This is a genomic window from uncultured Methylobacterium sp. (assembly GCF_964242245.1).
Classification (GTDB): domain Bacteria; phylum Pseudomonadota; class Alphaproteobacteria; order Rhizobiales; family Beijerinckiaceae; genus Methylobacterium.
Window position 1 is genome coordinate 1 of record NZ_CAXTBY010000067.1, and the last position, 22,089, is coordinate 22,089.

Annotated in this window: 22 protein-coding genes and 1 pseudogene; 12 read left to right on the forward strand and 11 right to left on the reverse strand. The window is 70.5% G+C overall.

The window, feature by feature from the left end; all coding sequences use genetic code 11:
* The 5 genes from pbpC to ACFE8Y_RS14140 all read left to right on the forward strand — a co-directional run.
* On the forward strand, positions 1-1,992 hold a 1,992-nt coding region (gene pbpC / locus ACFE8Y_RS14120), incomplete at its 5' end, for a penicillin-binding protein 1C (protein WP_375465019.1).
* Between the two features lie 244 nt (positions 1,993-2,236).
* Entirely contained in the window at positions 2,237-2,950 is a 714-nt protein-coding gene (gene chpT / locus ACFE8Y_RS14125) for a histidine phosphotransferase ChpT (protein ID WP_375465020.1), read from the forward strand.
* A gap of 110 nt (positions 2,951-3,060) precedes the next feature.
* Positions 3,061-3,912 carry an AAA family ATPase gene (locus ACFE8Y_RS14130; RefSeq protein ID WP_375465021.1) on the forward strand — a complete coding sequence of 284 codons (852 nt, stop codon included), beginning with the start codon at positions 3,061-3,063 and terminating at the stop codon, positions 3,910-3,912.
* A 334-nt stretch (positions 3,913-4,246) separates the two neighbouring features.
* Positions 4,247-5,227: an aldo/keto reductase gene (locus ACFE8Y_RS14135; RefSeq protein ID WP_375465022.1), complete on the forward strand. Its 981-nt coding sequence runs from the start codon at positions 4,247-4,249 to the stop codon at positions 5,225-5,227.
* Positions 5,228-5,752, forward strand: a complete 525-nt coding sequence (locus tag ACFE8Y_RS14140; protein WP_375465023.1) for a histidine phosphatase family protein — start codon at positions 5,228-5,230, stop codon at positions 5,750-5,752. It begins immediately after the preceding gene.
* Between the two features lie 263 nt (positions 5,753-6,015).
* On the opposite strand, the gene ACFE8Y_RS14145 is transcribed toward ACFE8Y_RS14140, so the two are convergent.
* Complete coding sequence (locus ACFE8Y_RS14145; RefSeq protein WP_375465024.1) at positions 6,016-7,014, reverse strand: alpha/beta fold hydrolase; 999 nt, start codon at positions 7,012-7,014, stop codon at positions 6,016-6,018.
* A 184-nt stretch (positions 7,015-7,198) separates the two neighbouring features.
* Between ACFE8Y_RS14145 and ACFE8Y_RS14150 the strand changes: the two genes are divergently transcribed.
* Positions 7,199-7,690, forward strand: a complete 492-nt coding sequence (locus ACFE8Y_RS14150) for an Hsp20 family protein (RefSeq protein WP_375465025.1) — start codon at positions 7,199-7,201, stop codon at positions 7,688-7,690.
* Positions 7,691-8,070: 380 nt separating this feature from the next.
* Here ACFE8Y_RS14150 and ACFE8Y_RS14155 read toward each other — a convergent pair whose 3' ends face one another.
* Positions 8,071-8,520 (reverse strand): RNA polymerase subunit sigma-70, encoded by a 450-nt coding sequence (locus ACFE8Y_RS14155; protein ID WP_375465026.1) that lies wholly within the window; start codon positions 8,518-8,520, stop codon positions 8,071-8,073.
* Positions 8,521-8,754: 234 nt separating this feature from the next.
* Between ACFE8Y_RS14155 and ACFE8Y_RS14160 the strand changes: the two genes are divergently transcribed.
* The 3 genes from ACFE8Y_RS14160 (at position 8,755) to hemC (ending at position 11,172) form a co-directional block, all read left to right on the forward strand.
* On the forward strand, positions 8,755-9,618 hold the full coding sequence (locus ACFE8Y_RS14160) for a Kdo hydroxylase family protein (RefSeq protein WP_375465027.1): 864 nt from the start codon (positions 8,755-8,757) through the stop codon (positions 9,616-9,618).
* Between the two features lie 69 nt (positions 9,619-9,687).
* On the forward strand, positions 9,688-9,987 hold the full coding sequence (locus tag ACFE8Y_RS14165) for an antibiotic biosynthesis monooxygenase family protein (protein ID WP_375465028.1): 300 nt from the start codon (positions 9,688-9,690) through the stop codon (positions 9,985-9,987).
* A gap of 261 nt (positions 9,988-10,248) precedes the next feature.
* Positions 10,249-11,172, forward strand: a complete 924-nt coding sequence (gene hemC / locus ACFE8Y_RS14170) for a hydroxymethylbilane synthase (protein ID WP_375465029.1) — start codon at positions 10,249-10,251, stop codon at positions 11,170-11,172.
* Between the two features lie 196 nt (positions 11,173-11,368).
* Here the strand turns inward: hemC and cynS are convergent, their stop codons facing one another.
* Genes cynS through ACFE8Y_RS14190 form a run of 4 tightly spaced genes read right to left on the reverse strand, consistent with a single transcriptional unit; the run spans position 11,369 to position 15,090 of the window.
* Positions 11,369-11,857: a cyanase gene (cynS, locus tag ACFE8Y_RS14175; RefSeq protein ID WP_375465030.1), complete on the reverse strand. Its 489-nt coding sequence runs from the start codon at positions 11,855-11,857 to the stop codon at positions 11,369-11,371.
* Between the two features lie 35 nt (positions 11,858-11,892).
* A complete protein-coding gene (locus ACFE8Y_RS14180; RefSeq protein WP_375465031.1) occupies positions 11,893-12,867 on the reverse strand; it encodes an ABC transporter ATP-binding protein in 975 nt (324 codons plus the stop codon).
* Between the two features lie 5 nt (positions 12,868-12,872).
* Positions 12,873-13,712 (reverse strand): nitrate ABC transporter permease, encoded by an 840-nt coding sequence (ntrB, locus tag ACFE8Y_RS14185; protein ID WP_375465032.1) that lies wholly within the window; start codon positions 13,710-13,712, stop codon positions 12,873-12,875.
* Between the two features lie 4 nt (positions 13,713-13,716).
* Positions 13,717-15,090, reverse strand: a complete 1,374-nt coding sequence (locus ACFE8Y_RS14190) for a CmpA/NrtA family ABC transporter substrate-binding protein (RefSeq protein ID WP_375465033.1) — start codon at positions 15,088-15,090, stop codon at positions 13,717-13,719.
* Between the two features lie 197 nt (positions 15,091-15,287).
* Here ACFE8Y_RS14190 and ACFE8Y_RS14195 point away from each other — a divergent pair, with 197 nt between their 5' ends.
* From ACFE8Y_RS14195 to ACFE8Y_RS14205, 3 genes are all read left to right on the forward strand, one after another.
* Positions 15,288-17,165 (forward strand): sigma 54-interacting transcriptional regulator, encoded by a 1,878-nt coding sequence (locus ACFE8Y_RS14195; protein WP_375465040.1) that lies wholly within the window; start codon positions 15,288-15,290, stop codon positions 17,163-17,165.
* Positions 17,166-17,402: 237 nt separating this feature from the next.
* Positions 17,403-18,386, forward strand: a complete 984-nt coding sequence (locus ACFE8Y_RS14200) for a tyrosine recombinase XerC (protein WP_375465034.1) — start codon at positions 17,403-17,405, stop codon at positions 18,384-18,386.
* 157 nt (positions 18,387-18,543) lie between these two features.
* On the forward strand, positions 18,544-19,422 hold the full coding sequence (locus tag ACFE8Y_RS14205) for a response regulator (protein WP_375465035.1): 879 nt from the start codon (positions 18,544-18,546) through the stop codon (positions 19,420-19,422).
* A gap of 39 nt (positions 19,423-19,461) precedes the next feature.
* Here ACFE8Y_RS14205 and lpdA read toward each other — a convergent pair whose 3' ends face one another.
* From lpdA to ACFE8Y_RS14230, 5 genes and pseudogenes are all read right to left on the reverse strand, one after another.
* Positions 19,462-20,865 (reverse strand): dihydrolipoyl dehydrogenase, encoded by a 1,404-nt coding sequence (gene lpdA, locus ACFE8Y_RS14210; protein WP_375465036.1) that lies wholly within the window; start codon positions 20,863-20,865, stop codon positions 19,462-19,464.
* Positions 20,862-21,059: pseudogene (locus ACFE8Y_RS14215) on the reverse strand (hypothetical protein); the annotation flags it as partial. The gene lpdA and the pseudogene ACFE8Y_RS14215, both read right to left, overlap by 4 nt.
* Before the next feature lie 27 nt (positions 21,060-21,086).
* The gene (locus ACFE8Y_RS14220; protein ID WP_375465037.1) at positions 21,087-21,422 is read right to left on the reverse strand and encodes a pentapeptide repeat-containing protein; all 336 of its coding nucleotides are present in this window, start codon (positions 21,420-21,422) and stop codon (positions 21,087-21,089) included.
* On the reverse strand, positions 21,400-21,813 hold the full coding sequence (locus ACFE8Y_RS14225) for a hypothetical protein (RefSeq protein WP_375465038.1): 414 nt from the start codon (positions 21,811-21,813) through the stop codon (positions 21,400-21,402). The genes ACFE8Y_RS14220 and ACFE8Y_RS14225 overlap by 23 nt, the downstream gene beginning before the upstream one ends.
* 24 nt (positions 21,814-21,837) lie before the next feature.
* Positions 21,838-22,089 (reverse strand): 2-oxo acid dehydrogenase subunit E2 (locus ACFE8Y_RS14230; RefSeq protein ID WP_375465039.1); only part of this gene is annotated, 252 nt, incomplete at its 5' end.

Genomic DNA, 22,089 nt, shown 5'->3' on the forward strand with positions numbered 1-22,089 from the left:
ACGCTCCCGCCCCTCGACCTGACGCGGGCGGCCCTGCGCTCCACGATCGTCGTGGATCGCGGCGGCGCGCTGCTGCGCCCCTTCGCCACCGCGGACGGGCGCTGGCGGCTGCCGGTGACGCCGCAGGCCGTCGATCCGCGCTACCTCGCGATGCTGACGGCCTACGAGGACCGCCGCTTCGCGAGCCACTCCGGCATCGATCCGGCCGCCACCCTGCGGGCGGCGTGGCAGTGGCTCGTCCACGGGCGGATCGTGTCCGGCGGCTCGACCCTGTCGATGCAGGTGGCCCGCCTCGTCGAGCCGCGGGCCGAGCGCTCGCTCGCGGCAAAGCTCCGGCAGATGGTGCGCGCCGTCGAACTGGAGCGGCGCCTCGGCAAGGCCGGGGTCATGGAGCTCTACCTCGCGCTCGCTCCCTACGGCGGCCCGGTGGAGGGCGTCCGGGCGGCCGCGCTCGCCTATTTCGGCCGCGAGCCTGCCCGGTTGTCGTTCTCCGAAGCCGCCCTGCTCGTTGCCCTGCCGCAGGCGCCGGAAGCCCGCCGGCCGGACCGTTTCCCCGAGGGCGCCCGCAGGGCGCGCAACCGCGTGCTCGACATCGCGACCGCGCGCGGGGTCATCACCAGTGCGGAGGCCGCCGCCGCCAAGGCCGAGCCGGTGCCGCAGCTCCGCAAACCCTTTCCGATGCTGGCGGCCCACGCCGCTGAGGAGGCGGTGGCGGCCGACGCGAGCGCGGGCACGCTCCGCCTGACGCTGGACGGCCGCCTCCAGGCGAGCCTGGAACAGCTCGCCGCCGAGCGGGCGACGGCCGCCGGGCCCGGCCTGTCGGCGGCGATCCTGGCGCTCGACAACCGCACCGGCGCGGTGCTGGCCCAGGTCGGCAGCGCCGGCTACCGCGATGCCGCCCGGCGCGGCGCCATCGACATGACGCTGGCGGTGCGCTCGCCGGGCTCCGCGCTCAAGCCCTTCATCTACGCCCAGGCGTTCGAGGCGGGGCTGGCCCACCCCGAGACGCTGCTCGACGATCGCCCGGCCCGCTACGCGGCAAGTTACGCGCCCGAGAACTTCGACCTGACCTACCAGGGCACCGTCACGGCGCGGCGCGCGTTGCAACTATCGCTCAACGTGCCGGCGGTGGCGCTGATGGAGGCGGTCGGCCCCGCCCGCTTCGTCGCCCGCCTGCGGCAGGCCGGCGCCGCGATCCTGCTGCCGCGGGACGCCGCGCCCGGCCTGCCGGTGGCGCTGGGCGGGCTCGGTATCACCCTCACCGACCTCGCCCGGCTCTACGCCGGGCTGGCGCGGGCGGGCACAATGCCGGACCTGCGGCGGCGCGCCGATCAGGCCCCCCCGCAGGACACATCCAGGACGGTCGCGGAGCCGGTGGCGGCCTGGTACGTCGCCGACATCCTGCGCGGCGCACCCCCGCCGGAGAATGCGCTGGCGGGTCGGATCGCCTACAAGACCGGCACCTCGTTCGGCTACCGCGACGCCTGGGCCATGGGCTTCGACCGGCGCGTCACCATCGCGGTCTGGGTCGGGCGGGCGGACGGGGCCGCGGTGCCGGGCCTCGTCGGGCGCACGATCGCCGCGCCGATCCTGTTCGACGCGTTCTCCCGCTTCGGCGGCGAGCCGGAGCCGGTGGCGCAGCCCCGCGACGCGCTCCTCACCACCAGTGCCGGCCTGCCGCCGCCGCTCCGCCACATCCGCGGGGACGTGGCCAAGACGCTGGCAGCGACCAACACCGCGCCGCTGAAGATCGCCTACCCGCCGGACGGCGCCCGGATCGACCTCGGCCTGTCGGAGGAAGGCTCGCGCCCGGGCCTCGCCCTCAAGGCGCTCGGCGGTGTGCCGCCGCTCACCTGGATGGTCGGCAGCCAGCCGGTGGCCGACTCCGCCCGCCGCCAGTCCGAATGGGTGCCGGACGGCGCCGGCTTCGCCCGCATCTCGGTGCTGGACGCCGCGGGCGCCAGCGACAGCGTGGTCGTGCGGATCGAATGATGGTCCGGGCGGTGGTCGCACCCCGACGGGCGCCGACCTTTTCGAGACCGGCGCGACGCGCCCCGCTTGCGACCGGGAGGGTGAACCCGCGCCAAGCCCGGGGTTCGTTCGGCATTCCTCGGCACCGCCCGCGTAACGCTTTGCAAAGCCGGACGTGGCGTCTATCCGTGCGGGCAGGGCTGCGCCGGCGGCCGGCCGTCGAGTCCGCGTCGCCGAACACCCGAAAAAACGCCCGGAGCGTGCCATGACCCCCGTGACCCTCGACGCCCTCGACCTCTCCGCGCTGCTGTGCTCCCGCGTCTGCCACGACGTGATCAGCCCCGTGGGCGCCATCGTCAACGGGCTCGAGGTGCTGGAGGACGACAACGACGAGTCGATGCGCGAGTTCGCCCTCGACCTGATCCGCAAGAGCGCGCGCCACGCCTCGGCCCGGCTCCAGTTCGCCCGCATCGCCTTCGGCGCGGCGGGCTCGGCCGGCGCCTCGATCGACCTCGCCGACGCCGAGAAGGTCTCGCGGGGCATGTTCGCCGACGAGAAGACGCAGCTCGCCTGGAGCGCGCCGGTGGCCCTCTACCCGAAGAACAAGGTCAAGCTGCTCCTCAACCTCGTGATGATCGCCACCGGCGCGATCCCCCGCGGCGGCCTGATCGACGTCAAGGTCACGGGCGAGGGCGAGGCGCCGACCATGGTGCTCGTGGCCAGGGGCTCGCACGCCCGCATCCCGCCCCACGTCGAGGAGTTGCTCGCCGGCACGCCGGAGAACGGCGCGGTCGATGCCCACGGCGTCCTGCCCTACTATGCCGGCCTCGTGGCGCGGGCCGCCGCGATGGAGGTGCGCTTCTCGATCGCCGGCGACGTGGTGACGATCCGCTGCGAGCCGGCCGCGGCCTCGGTCGCCCCGGCTTCCGCGCCGCCGAGCCTCGAGGATGCGCGGCCCTCCGACACCGCGCTCGCCTGAGAGACGGCCTGACCGCGCGGGCGCCCGTATTGTCCGTAACCCGCCTTCGCCGTATGTCGAGGGCAGGACCGGCGGGGCCGCCGCTCCGCCTCGCGGGACACCCAAGCCCAATGCGCTTTGCCGGCACCGACTCCTACGTCGCGACGCCCGACCTCACGGCGGCCGTCAACGCCGCGATCGTGCTGGAGCGCCCGCTGCTGGTGAAGGGCGAGCCCGGCACCGGCAAGACGGTGCTCGCCGAGGAGATCGCCAAGGGGTTGGGCGCCAAGCTGCTCGTGTGGAACGTCAAGTCGACGACGAAGGCGCAGCAGGGCCTCTACGAGTACGACGCGGTCTCACGCTTACGCGACTCGCATCTCGGTGATCCGAAAGTCTCGGAGATTTCCAACTACATCCGCCGCGGCAAGCTGTGGGAGGCGTTCACGGCCACGACGCGCCCGGTGCTGCTGATCGACGAGATCGACAAGGCCGACATCGAGTTCCCGAACGACCTGCTGACCGAACTCGATCGCATGGAGTTCTTCGTCTACGAGACCGGCGAGACGGTGCGCGCCGAGCGCCGCCCGGTGGTGATCATCACCTCGAACAACGAGAAGGAGCTGCCGGACGCGTTCCTGCGCCGGTGCTTCTTCCACTACATCAAGTTCCCCGACGCCGAGACGCTGGGACGGATCGTCGAGGTGCACTATCCCGGCATCAAGCACCGCCTCGTCGAGGAGGCCCTGCGGGTGTTCCTGGAGACCCGCGCGGTGCCGGGCCTCAAGAAGAAGCCCTCGACTTCGGAACTTTTGGACTGGCTCAAGCTCCTCGTTTCCGAAGACGTGTCGCCCGAGACGCTGCGGGAGCGCGACGGAAGAAAGCTCATCCCGCCGCTGCACGGAGCGCTGCTCAAGAACGAGCAGGACGTGAGCCTCTTCGAGAAGCTCGCCTTCATGATGCGGCGGGAGGGGCGCGGCGGCTGACGAGCCGGTCGCTCCACAAGGCCGAAACAGTCCCTTCCGATCCCACCACTTTCCTTGCGGATGACGCCTTCGCGGTGAGGGCCGATAAAGGCGCGGGTCCCCTCCCCCGTTCGGGAGAGGGACAGGGTGAGGGATGAGAACTCACCGGAGAGGTCACGCCCCTCTCCCCATGGGAGAGGGGGCTGCGTCGAGCCTCATGCGATTCGCTCGGCACCCGTCGCAGCGAGGCTGGTCACTCCGCCAGGGGGCGAAACGCTGGCGAAGGCGGGCTCCCATCCGTCGCCCAGCCCGGCCCCACCCTGGCCATCCGGCCTCGCGCGCCCAGATAGGGCGCATGAAGATGAAAAAGCTCGGCCGCACCGGCCTCGACGTGTCGGCCCTGTGCCTGGGCTGCATGACCTACGGCATCCCTGAGCGCGGCCCCCATCCCTGGACATTGCCGGAGGCGGAGAGCCGCTCGCTGATCAAGCAGGCGCTGGACCTCGGGATCAACTTCTTCGACACGGCGAACTACTACTCGGACGGCACCAGCGAGGAGATCGTCGGCCGGGCGTTGCGCGACTACGGCGACCGCGACAGCCTCGTCGTCGCGACGAAGTGCTACTTCCCGCTGAAGAGCCAGCCCAATGCCGGCGGCCTCTCGCGAAAGGCGATTTTTTCCGCCATCGACGCCAGCCTCACGCGGCTCGGGATGGATCACGTGGATCTCTTCCAGATCCACCGCTGGGACTACGACACGCCGATCGAGGTGACGCTGGAGGCGCTCCACGACGTGGTGAAGGCCGGCAAGGCCCGGTACATCGGCGCCTCGTCGATGTACGCGTGGCAGTTCGCCAAGGCGCTGTTCACCGCCGACCTGCACGGCTGGACGCGGTTCTCGACGATGCAGAACCACGTCAACCTGCTCCACCGCGAGGAGGAGCGCGAGATGCTGCCGCTGTGCCGCGACCAGGGCATCGCCGTGCTGCCCTGGAGCCCGCTCGCGCGCGGACGGCTGACCCGAGATCCGGACGCGTCGAGCACCCGCCAGGACAGCGACGACGTCGGCCGCGGCCTCTACGACGCGGCGGCCGAGGCCGATCGGGCGATCATCGCCAAGGTTGCGGAGATTGCACGGAACCGCGGCGTGCCCCGCGCGCAGGTGGCGCTGGCCTGGGTGGCGGGCAGGCCCGGCATCACGGCTCCGATCATCGGCGCCTCGAAGCCCGGCCACCTCACGGACGCCGCCGCCGCCCTCGACCTCGCGCTCACCGACGACGAGGTGGCGGCGCTGGAGGGCGCCTACACGCCGCACGCGATCGTCGGGTTCTCCTGAGTGCGACGCCTCCTGCTCCTACGCCACGCCAAGTCCGACCGCCCGGCCGGCGTGCCCGATCTCGACAGGCCGCTGAACCCGCGCGGCCGCACGGCCGCCCCGCGGATGGGGGCCTACCTCGCCGACGAGGGCTTGCGGCCGGACTTCGCCCTGGTCTCGCCGTCGCTGCGGACCCGCGAGACCTGGGAGGCGGTGCGTGCGGCCCTGGGCGAGATCCCGTCGCGGATCGAGCGCACGATCTATGAGGCGCCCGCCGCGGCGCTGCGCGACACCATCCGCGCGGCGCCGGAGGCGGCGCGGACGCTGCTCCTGATCGGCCACAACCCCGGCATCCAGGACCTCGCCCACGCGCTGGCCGCCCGAGGCTCGCACGCTGCGCGCGACCGCCTCGCAACGCAGTTCCCGACCGCCGCGCTCGCCGTGATCGCGTTCGAGGTCGAGACCTGGGACGCCGTCGGGCGCGGCGGCGGTCGGCTGGAGCGCTTCGTCCGTCCGAAGGACCTCGCCGCCGAACTCGCGGATTGAGATCGCCGGTCGGACGACGGCGCACGGATCGGGCCGATCGGGTCCCGAATGCGACCGCTCAGGCGGTCTCCGGTTAATCGGTTCGGGGGTGTCGCTTCCGCCCTCTTCCCTCTCCGCTCTGCGGGAGAGGGTTGGCCTGCGAAGCGGGTCGGGTGAGGGGAGCGCCCTTTCCGGATGCGGCGCTCCCCTCTCCCGACCCTCGCTCACGCGAGGGCCACCCTCCCCCGCAGAGGGGGAGGGCGCGCGTCCGACCGGCAACCGTATCAGGCGGTCTCGACCATCGCCGACCGAGGCTCCGCCTCCCTCGGTCTGCCGCTGACCGAACTCCCCGGCACGAAGGCGTCGAAGGCGGCCCAGAAGTCGGCGCGGATCGCGTCGCGCTCGGACAGGATCTCGTGGCGGGCATCCGGCAGCACCAGGATGTGGCCGGTCTTGAGGCGCGCCGCGAAGCGCTCGGCCGCGGGCGTGCCGCAGACCGGGTCGGCGCCGGCCGCGACGATGAGCGTCGGCACAGCGATGCGCGGCGGCACGCGCGGATCGGCCAGCCGCGCGATCGCCCGGAAGGCCGCCGCCGTCCAGGCGATCGTCGGATCGCCGACGGCGCCCGCGCCCACCGCCTCCGCGGCCGCCGCGTTGCGGGCGTAGCGCGCCGGGTCGCGCGACAGCCGGTTGCCGGGATAGGGCTTCGTCGCGATCGAGACGGCGCTGCCGCCGGGGATGTAGCGGCTGCCGAAGCCCAGGCGCTGGAAGGCGCGCGACAGGAGCGCGGAGAGGGCCGGCCAGCGCACCATCCGGATCGACAGCATCGGCGCCACCGTGACGATCCGCCGGAACGGCAGCCAGCCCTCCAGCGCCCCGGTCAGCGCGACGCAGCCGCCCATCGAGTGGGCGAGGCACACCTGCGGGTCCGGCATCAGCGGCACCAGCACCACGTCCTCGATCGCCTTGAGGTCGCGGCGGTAATCGTCGAAGTGCGCGACGTGGCCCTTGCGCGGGTCGTCGACGCGCCGGTCGGACTCGCCCTGGCCGCGCCAGTCGAAGGCGACGACGGCAAAGCCCCGCCCGCGCAGCTCGCGCACCGTCTCGTAGTACTTCTCGATGAACTCGGCGCGCCCCTGGAGCAGGCACACCGTGCCCTTGCAGGTCCGCGTCGTCGGCGGCCAGTGGGCCGCGCGCAGGGTGCAGTCGTCGGAGGTGCCCACCGCCATCACCGTGCCGCCGGGCGGCACCGGGTTGCCGGGGGTGTCGCGCAGCGTCAGCATCGCGGCGCTCTTGGCATCACTCTTGGTGGTGCTCTTGGACGAAAAATTTGCGTTTTCCGTTCTTGAACGCAAGCAGACAGCCTCCGATATTCAGTCTGTGCCGGCCGACAGGCGGCACGAGACCGGTCCGGCCCTCGGGCGGACCTTACACGCAACCAGCATGTTGCTCCACGGAGGATATGTCATGCGACAGTTCGATCTCGCTCCCCTCTACCGCTCCACCGTCGGCTTCGACCGTCTGTTCTCGGCCCTGGACCAGTTCGTGGCGACCGACGCGGTGCCGACCTACCCGCCCTACAACATCGAGCGCACCGCCGAGAACGCCTACCGCGTCACCATCGCGGTCGCGGGCTTCACGGAGGCCGACCTCTCCATCGAGGTGAAGGAGAACGCGCTCACGGTGAAGGGCGAGCGCAAGCCCGACCCGGGCCGACGCACGGAAGTCCTGCACCAGGGCATCGCCGCCCGCGGCTTCGAGCGCCGGTTCCAGCTCGCCGACTACGTCCACGTGACGGGTGCGGCCCTGGAGAATGGCCTCCTCCACGTCGATCTCGTCCGCGAGATCCCCGAGGCGAAGAAGCCCCGCCGCATCCAGATCGCGACCGGCGGCAGCCGTGAGGCGCCCGCGATCGAGGGTCAGGCGTCGGAGGTGGCCGACGCGCAGAAGGCGGCCTGATCCGCCTCGGCACGCTGGTAGAAGGCAACTCGTAGAGAGAGCGCCCCGGCCGTCGGCCGGGGCGTTTTCGTGTCCGGCTCAGCGATCGCCGAATCTGTTACCGGAGCCAGGGCCCGCGCGGGGGTCACCGATGATGCGGCGCCGATTGGTGCAGGAGGGTCATACGGTCTCCGGTCGATCGGTTTGAGGACGTGGCTCCCGCGCGTTCTTCCCTCTCCCCTCTGCGGGAGAGGGTGGCCCGCGCAAGCGGGTCGGGAGAGGGGAGCGCGCTGTCCGGGTGCGGCGCTCCCCTCTCCCGACTCTCGCTCGCGGGAGGGCCACCCTCCCCCGCAGAGGGGGAAGGGCGCGCACGTAACCGAACCGATCAACCGGAAACCGTATCAGAGGTCGCCGAAGGCGAGCTGGCCCTGGTCTCGCCGCGGGGCGGCCTTGCCCTTCCCGCCGTCCTTGCGGGCCGCGTCGCGCGCGGGGGACGGGGTCTTGCGCGGCTTCGGCTCGGCCCGCAGGCGGGCGAGCGCCTTGTCGCGGGCCACCGCCTCGGGCGCGTGCGGATCGCCGTCGAGCCACTTGCCGCGCTTGATCACCTCGTTGACCCGGCCCTGGTTGACCCCGACCTTGAAGGCGATCTCCTGCTGCGTCATGCCGGTGGAGGCGTGCAGGTCGAGGATCGCGCGGGCGAGCTCCGGCGTCATCTTCTGGCCCGTCAGGCGGCGGGCCGGCTTCACGGAACGGGTGGCGCGGTCGCGCGCGCGCAGGCGCTCCAGCAGGGCAAGCGCCATCTGCATGCCGTGCTCGCGCAGCGACTCCTCGAATTCCTTCAGCGTCGCCATCGGCGATGATCCTCGGGGCGATGATCTCGGGCCGGGCGCGGTGCCCGGAACATGTTGAGAACGTGCCGACTTCGCGAACGTTGCGCAAGGCGGCGCCCCCGCGGCGCGCCCGCATGACAGGACGCGGCCGGAATCATCCACCGAAAATCCGGCCCGTCTGGCCTCCGACGCGCGCCTCGGCTAAACGGCCCCACTGGCACGACAGGGCCTCCGCGCAGAGGATTCGCAACCCGCATGATCAGCCCGATCCTCACCGTCCCCGGCGCGGGACAGGCCGGACCCGCGAGCCTCGCCGAGGCGCTGGAGGGCGGCGCGGTGCTGATGTTCCCCGACCTCGACTTCCCGCTCAGCCCCTTCGAGACGCGCTTCACCGAGCGCCCGTTCGCCGACGGCAAGGCCAAGAACGTCAACATCCGCGGGAAGACCGCGACCCTGCGCGGCGCGGCGGGCACCCCGGAGGAGCAGGCGGCCCTCCGCGCGCTGCTGATCCGCTACCGCGAATTCGCGAAAGGCCTGATCGCGCGCTACCTGCCGGAATACGGGACCGCCATCACGCTGGCCGGGACCTCGTACCGCCCCTTCGACGTCGACCGGCGCAAGATGAGCTGGCGGCGCGACGACACGCGGCTGCACGTCGATGCCTTCCCCTCGAACCCGATCGGCGAGACGCGCATCCTGCGGGTGTTCCGCAACATCAACCCGGAGGGCCAGCCGCGCCTGTGGCGGATCGGCGAGGACTTCGGCTCGATGGCGGAAAAATTCCTGCCGCGGCTGCCGGGCTACTCGCCGCTCTCGGCCCGCCTGCTCGCGGCCCTGCGCATCACCAAGGCCAAGCGCTCGGAGTACGACCACCTGATGCTGCACCTGCACGATGCGCTGAAGCAGGACGCGGACTATCAGGCCCACGCGCCGCAGGCCGACGTGCAGTTCCAACCCGGCGAGACCTGGGTGACGTTCTCGGATCTGGTGATGCACGGCGCCATGGGCGGGCGCTACATGCTGGAGCAGACCGCCTACCTGCCGGTTGCGGCCCAGACCCACCCCGACCGGAGCCCGCAGCGCATCCTGGCGCGGAAGCTCGGCCGCCCCCTCCAGTAGGCGCGCGTTCGATGAGGGCGCCCGCCCGCGGCCGGGTTGCCCCGATCACGAAGCCAAGGACCGAACGGAATGATCCTCGAGATCGCGCAGATCGACGTGAAGGCCGGCATGGAGGCCGAGTTCGAGGCCGGGATCACCCGCGCCGCCGAGATTTTTCGCATCGCCGCCGGGTGCCGAGGCTTCGAGGTCCGCCGCTCGGTCGAGAAGCCGCAGCGCTACCGCCTGCTGATCCGGTGGGACACCCTGGAGGCGCACACCCGGGACTTCACCGGCTCGCAGGCGTGGCAGGACTACCGCGCCCTCGTCTCCCCCTGCTTCGAGGGGACGCCCTCGGTGGAGCACACGGCGCTGGTGCTGAAGGCGTTCTGATCTCCAAGCTTGCCGGAAGTGCCTTGGTCTGCCGGAAGTGTCTTGGGTAGCGCAACGCGCCCCCTCTCCCGGGGGGAGAGGGCTGGGGTGAGGGGCGTGCGTCGTCCGGAGCGGTCACGCCCCTCATCCTGTCCTCCTCCCACTGGGAGAAGGGACCCGCGTTCGATCTGAGAATCCGTCGGCGCCGAAGTATCAAGAGAGCTTGCGCCCACGTCGTCCCGCGACGATGCTCGCAAAAAACTCGGGCGAGACAAGAAGCGCATGATCCAGCGTCCCCTCCGCATCGGCACCCGCGGCAGCCCGATGGCGCTCGCGCAGACCGGCATGGTCCGCGACAAGATCATGGCGGCCAACCCGGGACTGGAGACCGAACTCGTCGTCGTCACCACGGTGGCCGACAAGATCCTCGACCGGCCGCTCTCCGAGATCGGCGGCAAGGGCCTGTTCACGAAGGAGCTGGAGCAGGCGCTCTACGCGGACGAGGTGGACGTGGCCGTCCACTCGATGAAGGATGTCGAGACGTGGCTGCCGGAGGGGCTCGTCATCGCCTGCATCCTGGAGCGGGACGACCCGCGCGACGCCTTCCTCGCGCCGAACGCCGCGGGCCTACGCGACCTGCCGGAGGGCGCCCGCGTCGGCACCTCCTCGCTGCGGCGCGGGGCGCAGGTGCTGATGCACCGGCCGGACCTGCGCATCGTGCCGCTGCGCGGCAACGCCAACACCCGGATGCGCAAGCTCGAATCCGGCGAATGCGACGCGACCCTGCTGGCGCTCGCCGGCCTCCGGCGCCTCGGCCTGGAGGGCATGGCCCGCAGCGTCCTGTCGGTGGAGGAGATGCTGCCGGCGGTGGCCCAAGGGGCGCTCGGCATCGAGGCCCGTGCGGACGACACCGCGATCCACGCGTTCCTGGCGCCGCTCGTCTGCGCCCGCACCACGACGGCGGTTCGAGCCGAGCGGGCGCTGCTGGCCGAGCTCGACGGCTCCTGCCGCACGCCGATCGCGGCGCTCGCCCGGATCGAGGGCGAGCGTCTAAGCCTCGACGGGCTGCTGTTTCTCCCCGACGGCAGCCGCCACTGGGCGGCCTCGCGCTCCGGGCCGGTGGCCGACGCGGAGCGGATCGGGCGTGAGGCCGGCGCTGAGATCAAGGCCGCGGCGGGCGAGATCTACGCGCGGCACTTGCAGTGATCGTAGCGCGCTCGGGCTTCGGACGAGGCGCGCTGCGCGACGTTCAATCCAAAAGCCCGAGCGCGGGAGGAACAGGGATTTAGAACGGTTGGAGGAGGCACGCCCCTTTCTGTCCCGGGAGAAGGGGTATGCCGTACCGAACCGTGCCGAACGTAGTCCGTCGGCAGTCACGGCTGGTTGCCCGGATCTCCGCGCGTCAGCCCTCCTTGAAGCCGTATTCCGGCGTGCCGTCCTCGGCGCCGTAGTACTTGTAGGGCAGGAACTTGCCCGACATCCCGAGCTTGACCCGGTCGCCCTTGTTGTTGGCCTCGCGCTCCAGGGTCATGTTGAAGTCGATCGCCGACATGATGCCGTCGCCGAACTCCTCCTGGATCAGCTCCTTGAAGGTGGTGCCGTAGACCATCACCAGCTCGTAGAAGCGGTAGATCAGAGGGTCGGTCGGCGGTAGCGACGGGATCGAGCCGCGGTAGGGGGCCTCGTTGAGCATCCGTTCCTCGGACTCGGAGAGCCCGAACAGTTCGGCGGCCTTCGCGGCCTGGGCCTTGGGCAGCTTCATCTGGCCCAGGCAGGCGGCGGTGATCAGGATCGGCGAGAGGCCGCCGATCTCGTCCTGGATGTGCTTCCAGGTCCAGCCCTTGTCGCGCTTGATGTCGAGCAGCTTCTCGGTGAGGTCTTCGCGCTTCATATGCTTCTCGTCCTGAGGGTGGGAGGGGTCCGGCGTCAGGCCCGCTTGGCGGCGGGCTCGGCCGCGGCGGCGATTGCCTCGGCGTCGGCCTCGCTGAGCGTCGGGCGCACCACGGGCGGGTTGCGCTGGTCGTAGCCCGGAGGTTGCGCGTCGCGCAGGGTCTTCGAGCGGCTGACGAGGAAGTCGATCAGGTGGTTGCGCAAGGCGTAGTAGCCCGGCGCGTGGTGGAGCTGCGTCCGGTCGCGGTCCTTGGGCAGCGGGTTCTCGACGATCTCGGCGACCTTGGCCATCGGCCCGTTGGTCATCAGCACGATGCGGTCGGCCAGATAGATCGACTCGTCGACGTCGTGCGTGATCATGAACACGGTCTGCCCGGTCTCGACGCAGATGCGCCGGACCTCGTCCTGGAGCGTGCCGCGGGTGAGCGCGTCCAGCGCCGAGAACGGCTCGTCCATCAGCAGGATTTTTGGCTCGATCGCGAGCACGCGGGCGATGCCGACGCGCTGCTTCATGCCACCGGACAACTCGGACGGCCGCTTGTGCTCGGAGCCGGCGAGCCCCACCGTGGCGATCGCCTTCCTGGCGCGCGCCTCGATCTCGGCCTTCCCGGCCTTCCGCCAGCGCGAGGACACCGCATAAGACACGTTGCCGAGGACGGTGCGCCACGGCAGCAGGGCGTGGCCCTGGAAGATCACCGCGCGGTCGAGGCTTGTGCCGCGGATCTCCGCGCCGGCCGCGATCACAACGCCCTCGCTCGGCGCTTCGAGGCCGGCGAGGATGTTGAGCACCGTGGTCTTGCCGCAGCCCGAATGCCCGATCATGCACACGAACTCGCCGCGGCGCATCGGCAGCCACAGGTTCTCGAACACCGTCGCGGTCTTAGCCCCAGGCGCCGGGTAGCGCCGGGCGATCCCCTCGATCGAGATGAACTTTTCGTCCGACATGGATCGGGTTCCGGCGGTCTCGGCGGCATCCGGCTTCCGCCGGGCGAAGGGAAGGAGCGTGCTCATCGCGGCTATTCCGGGAAGGTCACGAGCCGCTGCGCGCGGGCCAGAAGCTGGTCCAAAATCATCCCGACGAGGCCGATCACCAGGATCGAGACGATCACGTTGTTGATCGAGAGGTTGTTCCACTCGTTCCAGACGAAGTAGCCGATGCCGGTGCCGCCGACGAGCATCTCGGCGGCCACGATCACGAGCCACGCGATGCCGATCGAGATGCGCATGCCGGTGAGGATCGTAGGTGCCGCGGCCGGCAGGATCACCGTGAAGGCGCGCCGGATCGGCCCGACCTCCAGGGTGCGCGCGACGTTGAGCCATTCCTTGCGGGTGCCCGAGACCCCGAAGGCGGTGTTGATCAGCATCGGCCAGAGCGAGCAGATGAAGATCACGAAGATCGCCGACAGGCCGGAATCCTTGATCGTGTAGAGGGCGAGCGGCATCCAGGCGAGCGGCGACACGGGTTTCAGCAACTGGATGAACGGATCGAGCGCCCGGCCCATCAGCGGCGACATGCCGATGAGGAAGCCCAGGGGAAGCGCCACGATCACCGCGAGCAGGTAGCCGAGCGCGACGCGCCCGATCGAGTAGGCGAGCTGGATGCCCAAGCCCTTGTCGTTGGGCCCGCGGTCGTAGAACGGGTCCTTGAGGTGGCGCCAGATCGTGGCGCCGACGTCGAGCGGCCCCGGCATCGCCGACTTGCCGGTGGTGGCCGCCTGCCCCATCAGGGCGGCGTAGTCCGGGTCCATCGCCTGGGTCTTTGCGACGCCGCTGACGGCCACCTGCCAGACGAGCAGGAAGCCGACGAGCAGCGCCAGCGAGAGCAGGCCGGCGCGCAAGGGGAGCGTGCGGGCCACGGCTCTAGCCCGCCTTCCGGATCTTGAAGCTGTCGAGGTATTCCTTGGGCTTTGCCGGATCGAAGGTCTTGCCCATCACGACGAAGGTCTTGCTCGTCGCGGTCGGCGGGGTCTGGCCCCCCTCCTTCATCAGCCTGGCGGCGTCGGTAGCCAGGAACACCTTGTCGGCGACTGCCTTGTAGTCGACGTCGCCCTTGACCTGACCCCAGCGCTGCATCTGCGTCATGATCCAGACCGCGAAGGACTGCCACGGGAACGGGTCGAAATCGACCCGGTCGGGCACCTTGCGCACGTTGCCGAGGCCGTCGGCGAAGGTGCCGGTCAGCACCTGCTCCACCACCGTGACCGGCTGGTTGAGGTAGTTCGCCGGCGCGATCTGGGCGGCGATCTCCTTCCGGTTCTCCTGTTTCGAGGCGTAGGCGGTGGCCTCGATGATGGCGCGCAGCAGCGCGGCGTAGGTGTTCGGGGTCTGGGTGATGAAGTCGTTCGAGGCCGCGAACGCGCAGCAGGGGTGCCGGTCCCAGATCTCCTTCGACAGCAGGTGGATGAAGCCGACGCCGTCGTAGACCGCGCGCTGGTTGACCGGATCGGGCGCGAGGAACCCGTCGATGTTGTCGGCGCGCAGGTTCGCGACCATGTCGGGCGGCGGAACGCTACGGATCTGCACGTCGGTGTCCGGGTCGATGCCGGCTTCCGCGAGGTAGTAGCGCAGCAGGTAGTTGTGCATCGAGTAGTCGAACGGCACCGCGAGCTTGAAGCCCTTCCAATCCTTCGGGTCGCGCCGGTCCTTGTGCTTCATGGCCAGCGTGATCGCCTGGCCGTTGACGTTCTCGATCGCCGCGGCCGTGTAGGGCTGCGGGTTCGAACCGACGCCCAGCGAGATCGCGAGCGGCATCGGCACGAGCATGTGCGCGGCGTCGTATTCCTTGTTCAGGGTCTTGTCGCGGATCACCGCCCAGCCGGCGGTCTTCACGACGTCGACGTTGAGGCCCTGCTTCTCGTAGAAGCCCATGGGCTTGGCCATGATGATCGGCGTCGCGCAGGTGATCGGGATGAAGCCGACCTTGAGGTCCGTCTTCTCGGGCGCGCCGGCAGCGGCGAAGGCCTCGGCCGCGAACCGCGTCGGGAAGAACTGGCTGACGGCCGCCGCGGCGGTGGCCGCGCCGACGCTGCGCAGGAATGCGCGGCGCCGGGCATCCTGCGGGAACAGGGCGCGCATCACCGCGCCATCGACCACCCGCCGGATCTCGGCATCGCCCGAGGCCACCTCGCCTGCCGCCTGCGCTTCGTGCTCGGCCTGGGAGCGGTGCTCGCCGCAGGTGCAGCCGCCGCGGCTCAGGCGGCGCGTCGCGTCGAAGGGGTTGTCGAACAGGGCCATCGGGTGCCTCGCGCCGGTTCCAGTGCCGCTCCCCCGAAGGCTGCAAGCGGTGTGCCAGCATCAATGATGATAGAAAATCTTTTTTCTTCAATTGTTTGCGGGATTTTTCGCGAAGCATGAAATCTCGTGTATTATGGAATTTCGTAGCGTGACTACGAAGTCTCGTAACGGGAGCGGCCGGTTTGAACCCTGAGGCGATGCGCGACGGGTTCGGTGCCGTGTTCGAGGAGCACCGGGAGGCGATGCTCGTGCTCGATCCGGGGGCGGACCGCATCGTCGATGCCAACCCGGCGGCGGCGCGCCTGCTCGGCTACGACCGCGAGACCCTGCGCGCGACGGCGGCGAGCGCGCTGCACCCTGGCCAGCGCCCGGCCCTGATCGTGTTCACGCAAGGGGCCTTCGCCAAGGGGCAGTGGTGGTCGCACGCGCTGGCGCCGCGCCACGCGGACGGGCGCAGCCTGCGGCTCGAATACGCGGCGAGCCCGCTGCCGGGCGATCCGCCCCGCCTCCTCGTGACGCTCGCCGACCTCGACGCGCGCCGCCGTCGTATGGTCGACGGGCAGGCCGACCGGCACATGCGCGCCGGCATCGCCGAGTGGCAGCGGATGGAGCGGATCTTTCGCGATATCGAGCGTGAGAACCAGCTCATCCTGCGGGCGGCCGGCGAGGGCATCTACGGGGTCAACGCCGAGGGCGTCACCACCTTCATCAATCCGGCCGCCGAGCGCATGCTCGGCTGGGAGGCGGCCGACCTCGTCGGCCGGGACATGCACGCCACCGTTCACCACACCCACCCCGACGGGGCGCACTACCACCACCGCGACTGCCCGATCTACGCCGCCTTCCGCGACGGGGCGGTGCATCAGGTCGACAGCGAGGTGTTCTGGCGGCGCGACGGGTCCGCGTTCCCGGTGGAGTACACCTCGACGCCGATCCGCGACCGCGGTCGGCTGCTCGGCGCCGTGATCGTGTTCCGCGACATCAGCCAGCGGCGCGAGGCCGAGGAGCGCCTGCGCAGCGCGCTCGCCGAGGTCGATCGCTTGCGCGAGCGGCTGGAATTGGAGAACGCCTACCTCAAGGAGGAGATCCGGCTGGAGAGCCACCATCAGGGCATCATCGGCCGCTCGCCCGCGATCGAGGCGACCCTGCGCCAGATCGACCTCGTGGCGGCCACCGACGCCACCGTGCTGATCAGCGGCGAATCGGGCACCGGCAAGGAGCTGATCGCCCGGGCGATCCACGAGGCGGGCCGCCGCCGCGACCGGCCGCTGATCCGCGTCAACTGCGCCGCCGTCCCCCGCGAACTGTTCGAGAGCGAGTTCTTCGGCCACGCCCGGGGCGCCTTCACCGGCGCGCTGCGCGACCGGGTCGGGCGCTTCGAGCTCGCCGACGGCGGCACGCTGTTCCTCGACGAGGTCGGCGAGATCCCCCTCGATCTCCAAGGCAAGCTGCTGGGGGTGCTTCAGGAGCGCTCGTTCGAGCGCGTCGGCGAGGAGCGCACCCGCGCCGTCGACGTGCGCGTGGTGGCCGCGACCAACCGCGACCTGCGCGAGGAGGTGCGGCGCGGGCGTTTTCGCGGGGACCTCTACTTCCGCCTCAACGTCTTCCCCATCGCGGCGAGTCCCCTGCGGGAGCGGCCGGAGGACATCCCGCTGATCGCCCAGCACGTCCTGAAGGGCGCGGCGCGGCGCCTGAACATCCCCGAGCCGCGGCTCACCGAGGGCGATGCGCGCCGGCTCGCGCGCTACGCGTGGCCGGGAAACGTGCGCGAGTTGGAGAACGTCATCGAGCGCGCCGCGATCCTCGCCGTGCGCGGGCGCCTGCGCTTCGACCTGCCCGAGACCGAGCCGTCGGTCCGCGGCCTCGACCCGGCGCCCGCGCCCCTGCCCGCCGGACGGCCGCTGACGGAGGCGGAGCGGCGGGAGCGCAACCGGGCCGAGATCGCAGCAGTGCTGGCACGCGCCGGGGGCAAGGTGTTCGGGCCAGGAGGGGCCGCCGAGATGCTGGGCGTGCGCCCGACGACGCTCGCGTCGCGCATCAAGGCCATGGGGATCGATGCCAAGGGGCGGCCGTAACGATCGTCGCGAGCCTCCTGCACGATGGCCATTATGGATCGTTGCCGGAGCGCGGCGATCCCTGCCGGCTGGAGCAGGGGGCAGGAGGGGTCCTCACGAAACGCCCGACGCGTCGCCGCCGCTCGACTGACAGCCGGGATTGAGCGGGCGTTTCATCGTGGAGCGCTCTTAACCCGCCCTCAACCGCCTCGGGGCTCACTCGGCGCGTCAACCATGCCCGCGCACCGTCATCCGATCATGAAAGACCCACACCCGATCGTTCCACTGCCCGGCGACGCGCCCCTGCTTTCGGCTGCGCGGGCCTGGAGCGAAGAGCTCGCCCGCGAGCGGCGCATGGCCGCCAACACCGTCGAGGCCTACGAGCGGGATCTGCGTCAGTTCCTGATCCACCTCGACGGCCGCCTCGGGGCGCCGACGATCCCCACGGTCGTGGCCCTCAAGCCTCGCGACCTGCGCGCCTTCATGGCCGCGCGCCGGGCCGACGACATCGGCGGACGCTCGCTGATGCGGGCGCTCGCGGGTCTGCGCTCGTTCGCCAAGTACCTGGAGCGGGAAGGCCACGGCACCGTGGCGGCCCTCGGCGCCGTCCGCTCGCCCAAGGTCGAGCGCCGCCTGCCGCGCCCGCTCCCGGTTGCGGCGGCGCGCGCGCTCACCGACGCGGGCCTGCGGGCGGACGAGGACCGCGAGCCCTGGATCCTGATGCGCGACGCCGCCGTGCTCGCGCTGCTCTACGGAGCGGGGCTGCGCATCTCCGAAGCGCTCGGGCTCAGCCGCCGCGATGCGCCGCTTCCGGGGACCGACGCGGTGACGGTCACCGGCAAGGGTGCCAAGGCGCGCATGGTGCCGGTGCTGCCGGTGGTGGCCGACGCGGTCGCCGCCTACCTCGCCGCCTGCCCGCACCCGCTGCCGCCCGAGGGCCCGCTCTTCGTCGGCGCCCGCGGTGGCCCGCTCTCGCCCCGCATCATCCAGTACGCCGTGGCGCGCGCCCGCGGCGGGCTGGGGCTGACCGGAAGCGCCACGCCGCACGCGCTCCGCCACTCCTTCGCGACCCACCTCCTGGCGCGCCAGGGCGAATTGCGCGCGATCCAGGAGTTGCTCGGCCACGCCTCCCTCTCGACGACGCAGCTCTACACGAAGGTCGACGCCGGCCGCCTGATGAGCGCCTTCGACGCCACGCATCCCCGCGCCGGCAGGCCGGTTCCACCAAGGGACCGGACCTAGATGCATCAAATACAACTTGCAATATAGGGTCGAGACCTGATGCAAGGAGCGGGCATGACAGCGGTCAACGGCGCTCTAGCGCCATCCCGACGATTAAGACCATCCTCACCATTCAAGCGTACTGGATGAACGGGTACGGTGGGTCGGACGGGTGACGATGGTGGACGGCAGCCCGAGGACGAGAAGCGCGACCCACGCCAAGCATCCCGCGAGCGTGGTTGTCGCGGATTGCGACGTCGCCCGTCGGGCCGAAATCACGGACATCCTGCACCGGTTCGATCCCTCCGCCAGCGTGCTGGACGTGGAATCCGGTCCGGCCCTGATCGAAATCGTTCTGAGCCGGCGCCCGGCGCTCGCCTTCGTCGGGCTCCAGCTCGAAGGCCTGACCGGACCGGAGGCGATCGCGGTCGCGCGCAAGCGCGGCGGCATCCTACCCTGCCTCGTGCTCATCACGGCTCGGGTGCTTCCGCAATGGCAGGAGCTCGCCGTCAGCCTCGGCGCCTACGAGGTGCTCAAGACGCCCCTCGATCCGACGCACATCGAGAGCCTGCTCCACACCAACGCGCGGCGCCGGAAGCCGACGCACGTGCTGCTGGCCTCGTCCTCCGAGGCCGGCCGGACTGCGATCGGCCGGGTGCTGACCCGCAGCGGCTTCAACCTCGCGGTGGACGAGACCGATTGCGGTCGCCACGCGCTCAAGCTGCTCAAGGGCGGAAGCTACGACCTCGCCTTCATCGATGCCAAGCTCGGCGGGATCGACGGGCTGGAACTGGCCTGTCAGTTGCAGTCGTTGAGCTTGCCGACCCGCCTGACCCTGATGACCACGGGCGACCCGGAGCCGATCGCCCAGGCCGGGCGCTACTTCGGCGTCGATTTCGTGCTGAAGATGCCGTTCTACGCCCGCGACATCGACCTCGCGCTCCACCACGCGCTCGGCCTGCGCCGGCCCTACCTGCTGAACGCGATCACCGCGCCCCCGGCGCCGACCGCCCTCCTGCGCATCGCCGACCTCGTCCCCGCCCGCCGCTCGGCCTGAGCCCGGCTCAGATCCGTATCCGACCGTCGCAGGGCACGCTCACACGTGGATCGCGCGCTTGCCCACCGCGAGCGCGGCTTCCTTCACGGCCTCCGTGAGCGTCGGATGGGCGTGGCAGGTGCGGGCGATGTCCTCGGCGCTCGCCCCGAACTCCATCGCCACCGCGACCTCGGCGATCAGGTTGCCCGCATCCGCGCCGACGATGTGGACGCCGAGCACCCGGTCCGTCTGCGCATCCGCCAGCACCTTGACGAAGCCGTCCGTGGTGCCGTTGGCCTTGGCCCGGCCGTTAGCCGTGAACGGGAATTTCCCGCTGTTGTAGCGGACGCCGTCCTTCGTCAATTCCTCCTCAGTCTTGCCGACCGAAGCGACCTCCGGATACGTGTAGACCACGTTCGGGATCACCGCGTAGTTCACGTGGCCCGACTGCCCGGCCAGGATCTCGGCCACCGCCACGCCCTCGTCCTCGGCCTTGTGGGCAAGCATCGGCCCGGCGATCACGTCGCCGATGGCGTAGATGCCGGTGACGTTGGTGGCGTAGTGGCTGTCGGTCTGGATGCGGCCCTTGTTGTCGAGCCCGACGCCGACGCCCTCCAGCCCGAGCCCCTCGGTGTAGGGGACGCGCCCGATCGCCACGAGCACCACGTCCGCCGCCAGGGTCTCGGCCTCGCCGCCGGCGGCGGGCTCCACGGTGACGCTCGCGCCCTTCTTGCCGACCTCGACGCCGGTGACCTTGGTCGACAGCCTGAACACGATGCCCTGCTTGCCCATGATGCGCTGGAACTGCTTGCCGACCTCGCCGTCCATGCCCGGCAGGACGCGGTCCAGGTACTCGACGACGGTCACCTCCGAGCCGAGGCGGCGCCAGACCGAGCCGAGTTCGAGACCGATCACGCCCGCACCGATCACGATGAGCCGCTTCGGCACCGTGTCGAGTTCCAGCGCCCCCGTGGAGGACACGACCGTCTTCTCGTCGATGGTCACGCCGGGAAGCCGCGTCACGTCGGAGCCCGTCGCGATGACGATGTTCTTCGTCTCCAGCATCCGGTTGCCGCCATCCGTCGCGGTCACCTCGACGCGGCCGGCGCCCGCGATCCTGGCCGTCCCGTGGAAGGCCTCGACCTTGTTCTTCTTCAGCAGGAACTCGACGCCCTTGGTGTTGCCGTCGACGCCGTTCTGCTTGAAGCCCTGCATCTTCTTCAAGTCGAGCTTGGGCGTGCCCACGTCGATGCCGAGGTCGGAGAAGTGCTTGCTGGCCTCCTCGAAGGCCTCGGAGGCGTGCAGCATCGCCTTGGACGGGATGCAGCCGACGTTGAGGCAGGTGCCGCCGTGCGTCGCCCGCTTCTCGACGACGGCCGTGCGCAGGCCGAGTTGCGCCGCGCGGATGGCGCAGACGTAGCCGCCGGGGCCGGTGCCGATGACGACGAGATCGTAGGTGCTCATGGGTCCGCTCGTTCCTGCGTTCGCATGCGGCGTCCGCCGGGGCGGGCCGCGAAAGGTCGGCGTGATCTGAGTGGTCGGCGACCGCCCGACACGTCGAGGATCGTCCCGGTCATATAGGCTGCCTCTACGAAGAGCAGCCGGACGATCGAGGCACCGACCTCCTCGGCGGTGCCGGCCCGCTTCATCGGCACGCTCGAGCCGAGGGCCGCAGCCTCATTGCATCAGGTGCCAGCCCCGGCGCGTTCAGGCGAAGCGTCAGCTGCGCGGCGCACGCGCTCCCGATCGATAGAGGCCGGCAGTTGCGTGCTCTCGTCGATGATGGCGTGTGCCAGTTGTTCCACCGTCAGGTTCAAGGCGCCCGTCAGATCGGCGCCGCGCAGGATCGTCCCGACGAGACGCGCGCCGAGGAAGTCCGCATCCCTGAATTGGGCACCGCTGGCATCGGCTCTCGACAAGTCCGCTCTTCGCAGCTTCGTGCCGCTCCAGTTCGTCCTCGGGATGAAGGCACCGTGCACATCGAGGACGGGCACCTTCCTATTCATCGGCGGACTTCTCATCAGCGCCCATCCTCATGCGCAACGTACCGATGATCGCCTGTACGTCGATGGGGGGATCCGGGTCTCCGTCATCCAGACGACGCATTCGCAGATGCGTCTGGAGAAGCTCGAATACCGGGCTTGCAAGATCGGGGAAATCACAGATGACCTCACGCAGCACGTAGATCGCGCCCAATCGGACCTTCAGGCGTTCGTCGACAAGTTGACCGACTGCCCGATTGAACAATTCCGTGACGTGCGCACGCCGGGCCAGCTCCGCCCGTGCCGCCGCGGAACCGGCCTGCGTGCGCTCGGGTGCCAGATTTCGCCAAGCCAGGACCAAACCGCCGAAGGCCGCGAGCGCGAGGCCGAGGTTTCGCACGATCTCCGATGCGAGAACCCAGACCTGCATGGGTAAGAAAGCCGATCGGCGTCTTCATAAGTCCAGCACGAGCCGCGCCGGGTCCTCTAGGGCCTCCTTGACCCGCACCAGGAAGGTCACAGCCTCCTTCCCGTCGACGATGCGGTGGTCGTAGGAGAGCGCGAGGTACATCATCGGCCGCGCCTCGATCTTGCCGCCGCGCACAACGGGCCGCTCCTCGATGCGGTGCATCCCCAGAATGCCCGATTGCGGGGCGTTGAGGATCGGCGTCGACATCAGCGAGCCGTAGATGCCGCCGTTGGTGAT

What these genes read in the sequence shown, in the direction of transcription:
- ACFE8Y_RS14190 (WP_375465033.1), bottom strand. Translation starts at nt 15,090, where the DNA reads ATGGCCCTGTTCGACAACCCCTTCGACGCGACGCGCCGCCTGAGCCGC.
- lpdA (WP_375465036.1), bottom strand. Translation starts at nt 20,865, where the DNA reads ATGAGCACCTACGATCTCGTCGTCATCGGCACCGGCCCCGGCGGCTAC.
- ACFE8Y_RS14220 (WP_375465037.1), bottom strand. Translation starts at nt 21,422, where the DNA reads ATGAGAAGTCCGCCGATGAATAGGAAGGTGCCCGTCCTCGATGTGCAC.
- ACFE8Y_RS14165 (WP_375465028.1), top strand. Translation starts at nt 9,688, where the DNA reads ATGATCCTCGAGATCGCGCAGATCGACGTGAAGGCCGGCATGGAGGCC.
- ACFE8Y_RS14160 (WP_375465027.1), top strand. Translation starts at nt 8,755, where the DNA reads ATGATCAGCCCGATCCTCACCGTCCCCGGCGCGGGACAGGCCGGACCC.
- ACFE8Y_RS14205 (WP_375465035.1), top strand. Translation starts at nt 18,544, where the DNA reads ATGGTGGACGGCAGCCCGAGGACGAGAAGCGCGACCCACGCCAAGCAT.
- ACFE8Y_RS14150 (WP_375465025.1), top strand. Translation starts at nt 7,199, where the DNA reads ATGCGACAGTTCGATCTCGCTCCCCTCTACCGCTCCACCGTCGGCTTC.
- ACFE8Y_RS14145 (WP_375465024.1), bottom strand. Translation starts at nt 7,014, where the DNA reads ATGCTGACGCTGCGCGACACCCCCGGCAACCCGGTGCCGCCCGGCGGC.
- ACFE8Y_RS14135 (WP_375465022.1), top strand. Translation starts at nt 4,247, where the DNA reads ATGAAGATGAAAAAGCTCGGCCGCACCGGCCTCGACGTGTCGGCCCTG.
- ACFE8Y_RS14195 (WP_375465040.1), top strand. Translation starts at nt 15,288, where the DNA reads ATGCGCGACGGGTTCGGTGCCGTGTTCGAGGAGCACCGGGAGGCGATG.
- ACFE8Y_RS14180 (WP_375465031.1), bottom strand. Translation starts at nt 12,867, where the DNA reads ATGAGCACGCTCCTTCCCTTCGCCCGGCGGAAGCCGGATGCCGCCGAG.
- hemC (WP_375465029.1), top strand. Translation starts at nt 10,249, where the DNA reads ATGATCCAGCGTCCCCTCCGCATCGGCACCCGCGGCAGCCCGATGGCG.
- ACFE8Y_RS14200 (WP_375465034.1), top strand. Translation starts at nt 17,403, where the DNA reads ATGAAAGACCCACACCCGATCGTTCCACTGCCCGGCGACGCGCCCCTG.
- chpT (WP_375465020.1), top strand. Translation starts at nt 2,237, where the DNA reads ATGACCCCCGTGACCCTCGACGCCCTCGACCTCTCCGCGCTGCTGTGC.
- cynS (WP_375465030.1), bottom strand. Translation starts at nt 11,857, where the DNA reads ATGAAGCGCGAAGACCTCACCGAGAAGCTGCTCGACATCAAGCGCGAC.
- ACFE8Y_RS14155 (WP_375465026.1), bottom strand. Translation starts at nt 8,520, where the DNA reads ATGGCGACGCTGAAGGAATTCGAGGAGTCGCTGCGCGAGCACGGCATG.
- ACFE8Y_RS14130 (WP_375465021.1), top strand. Translation starts at nt 3,061, where the DNA reads ATGCGCTTTGCCGGCACCGACTCCTACGTCGCGACGCCCGACCTCACG.
- ACFE8Y_RS14225 (WP_375465038.1), bottom strand. Translation starts at nt 21,813, where the DNA reads ATGCAGGTCTGGGTTCTCGCATCGGAGATCGTGCGAAACCTCGGCCTC.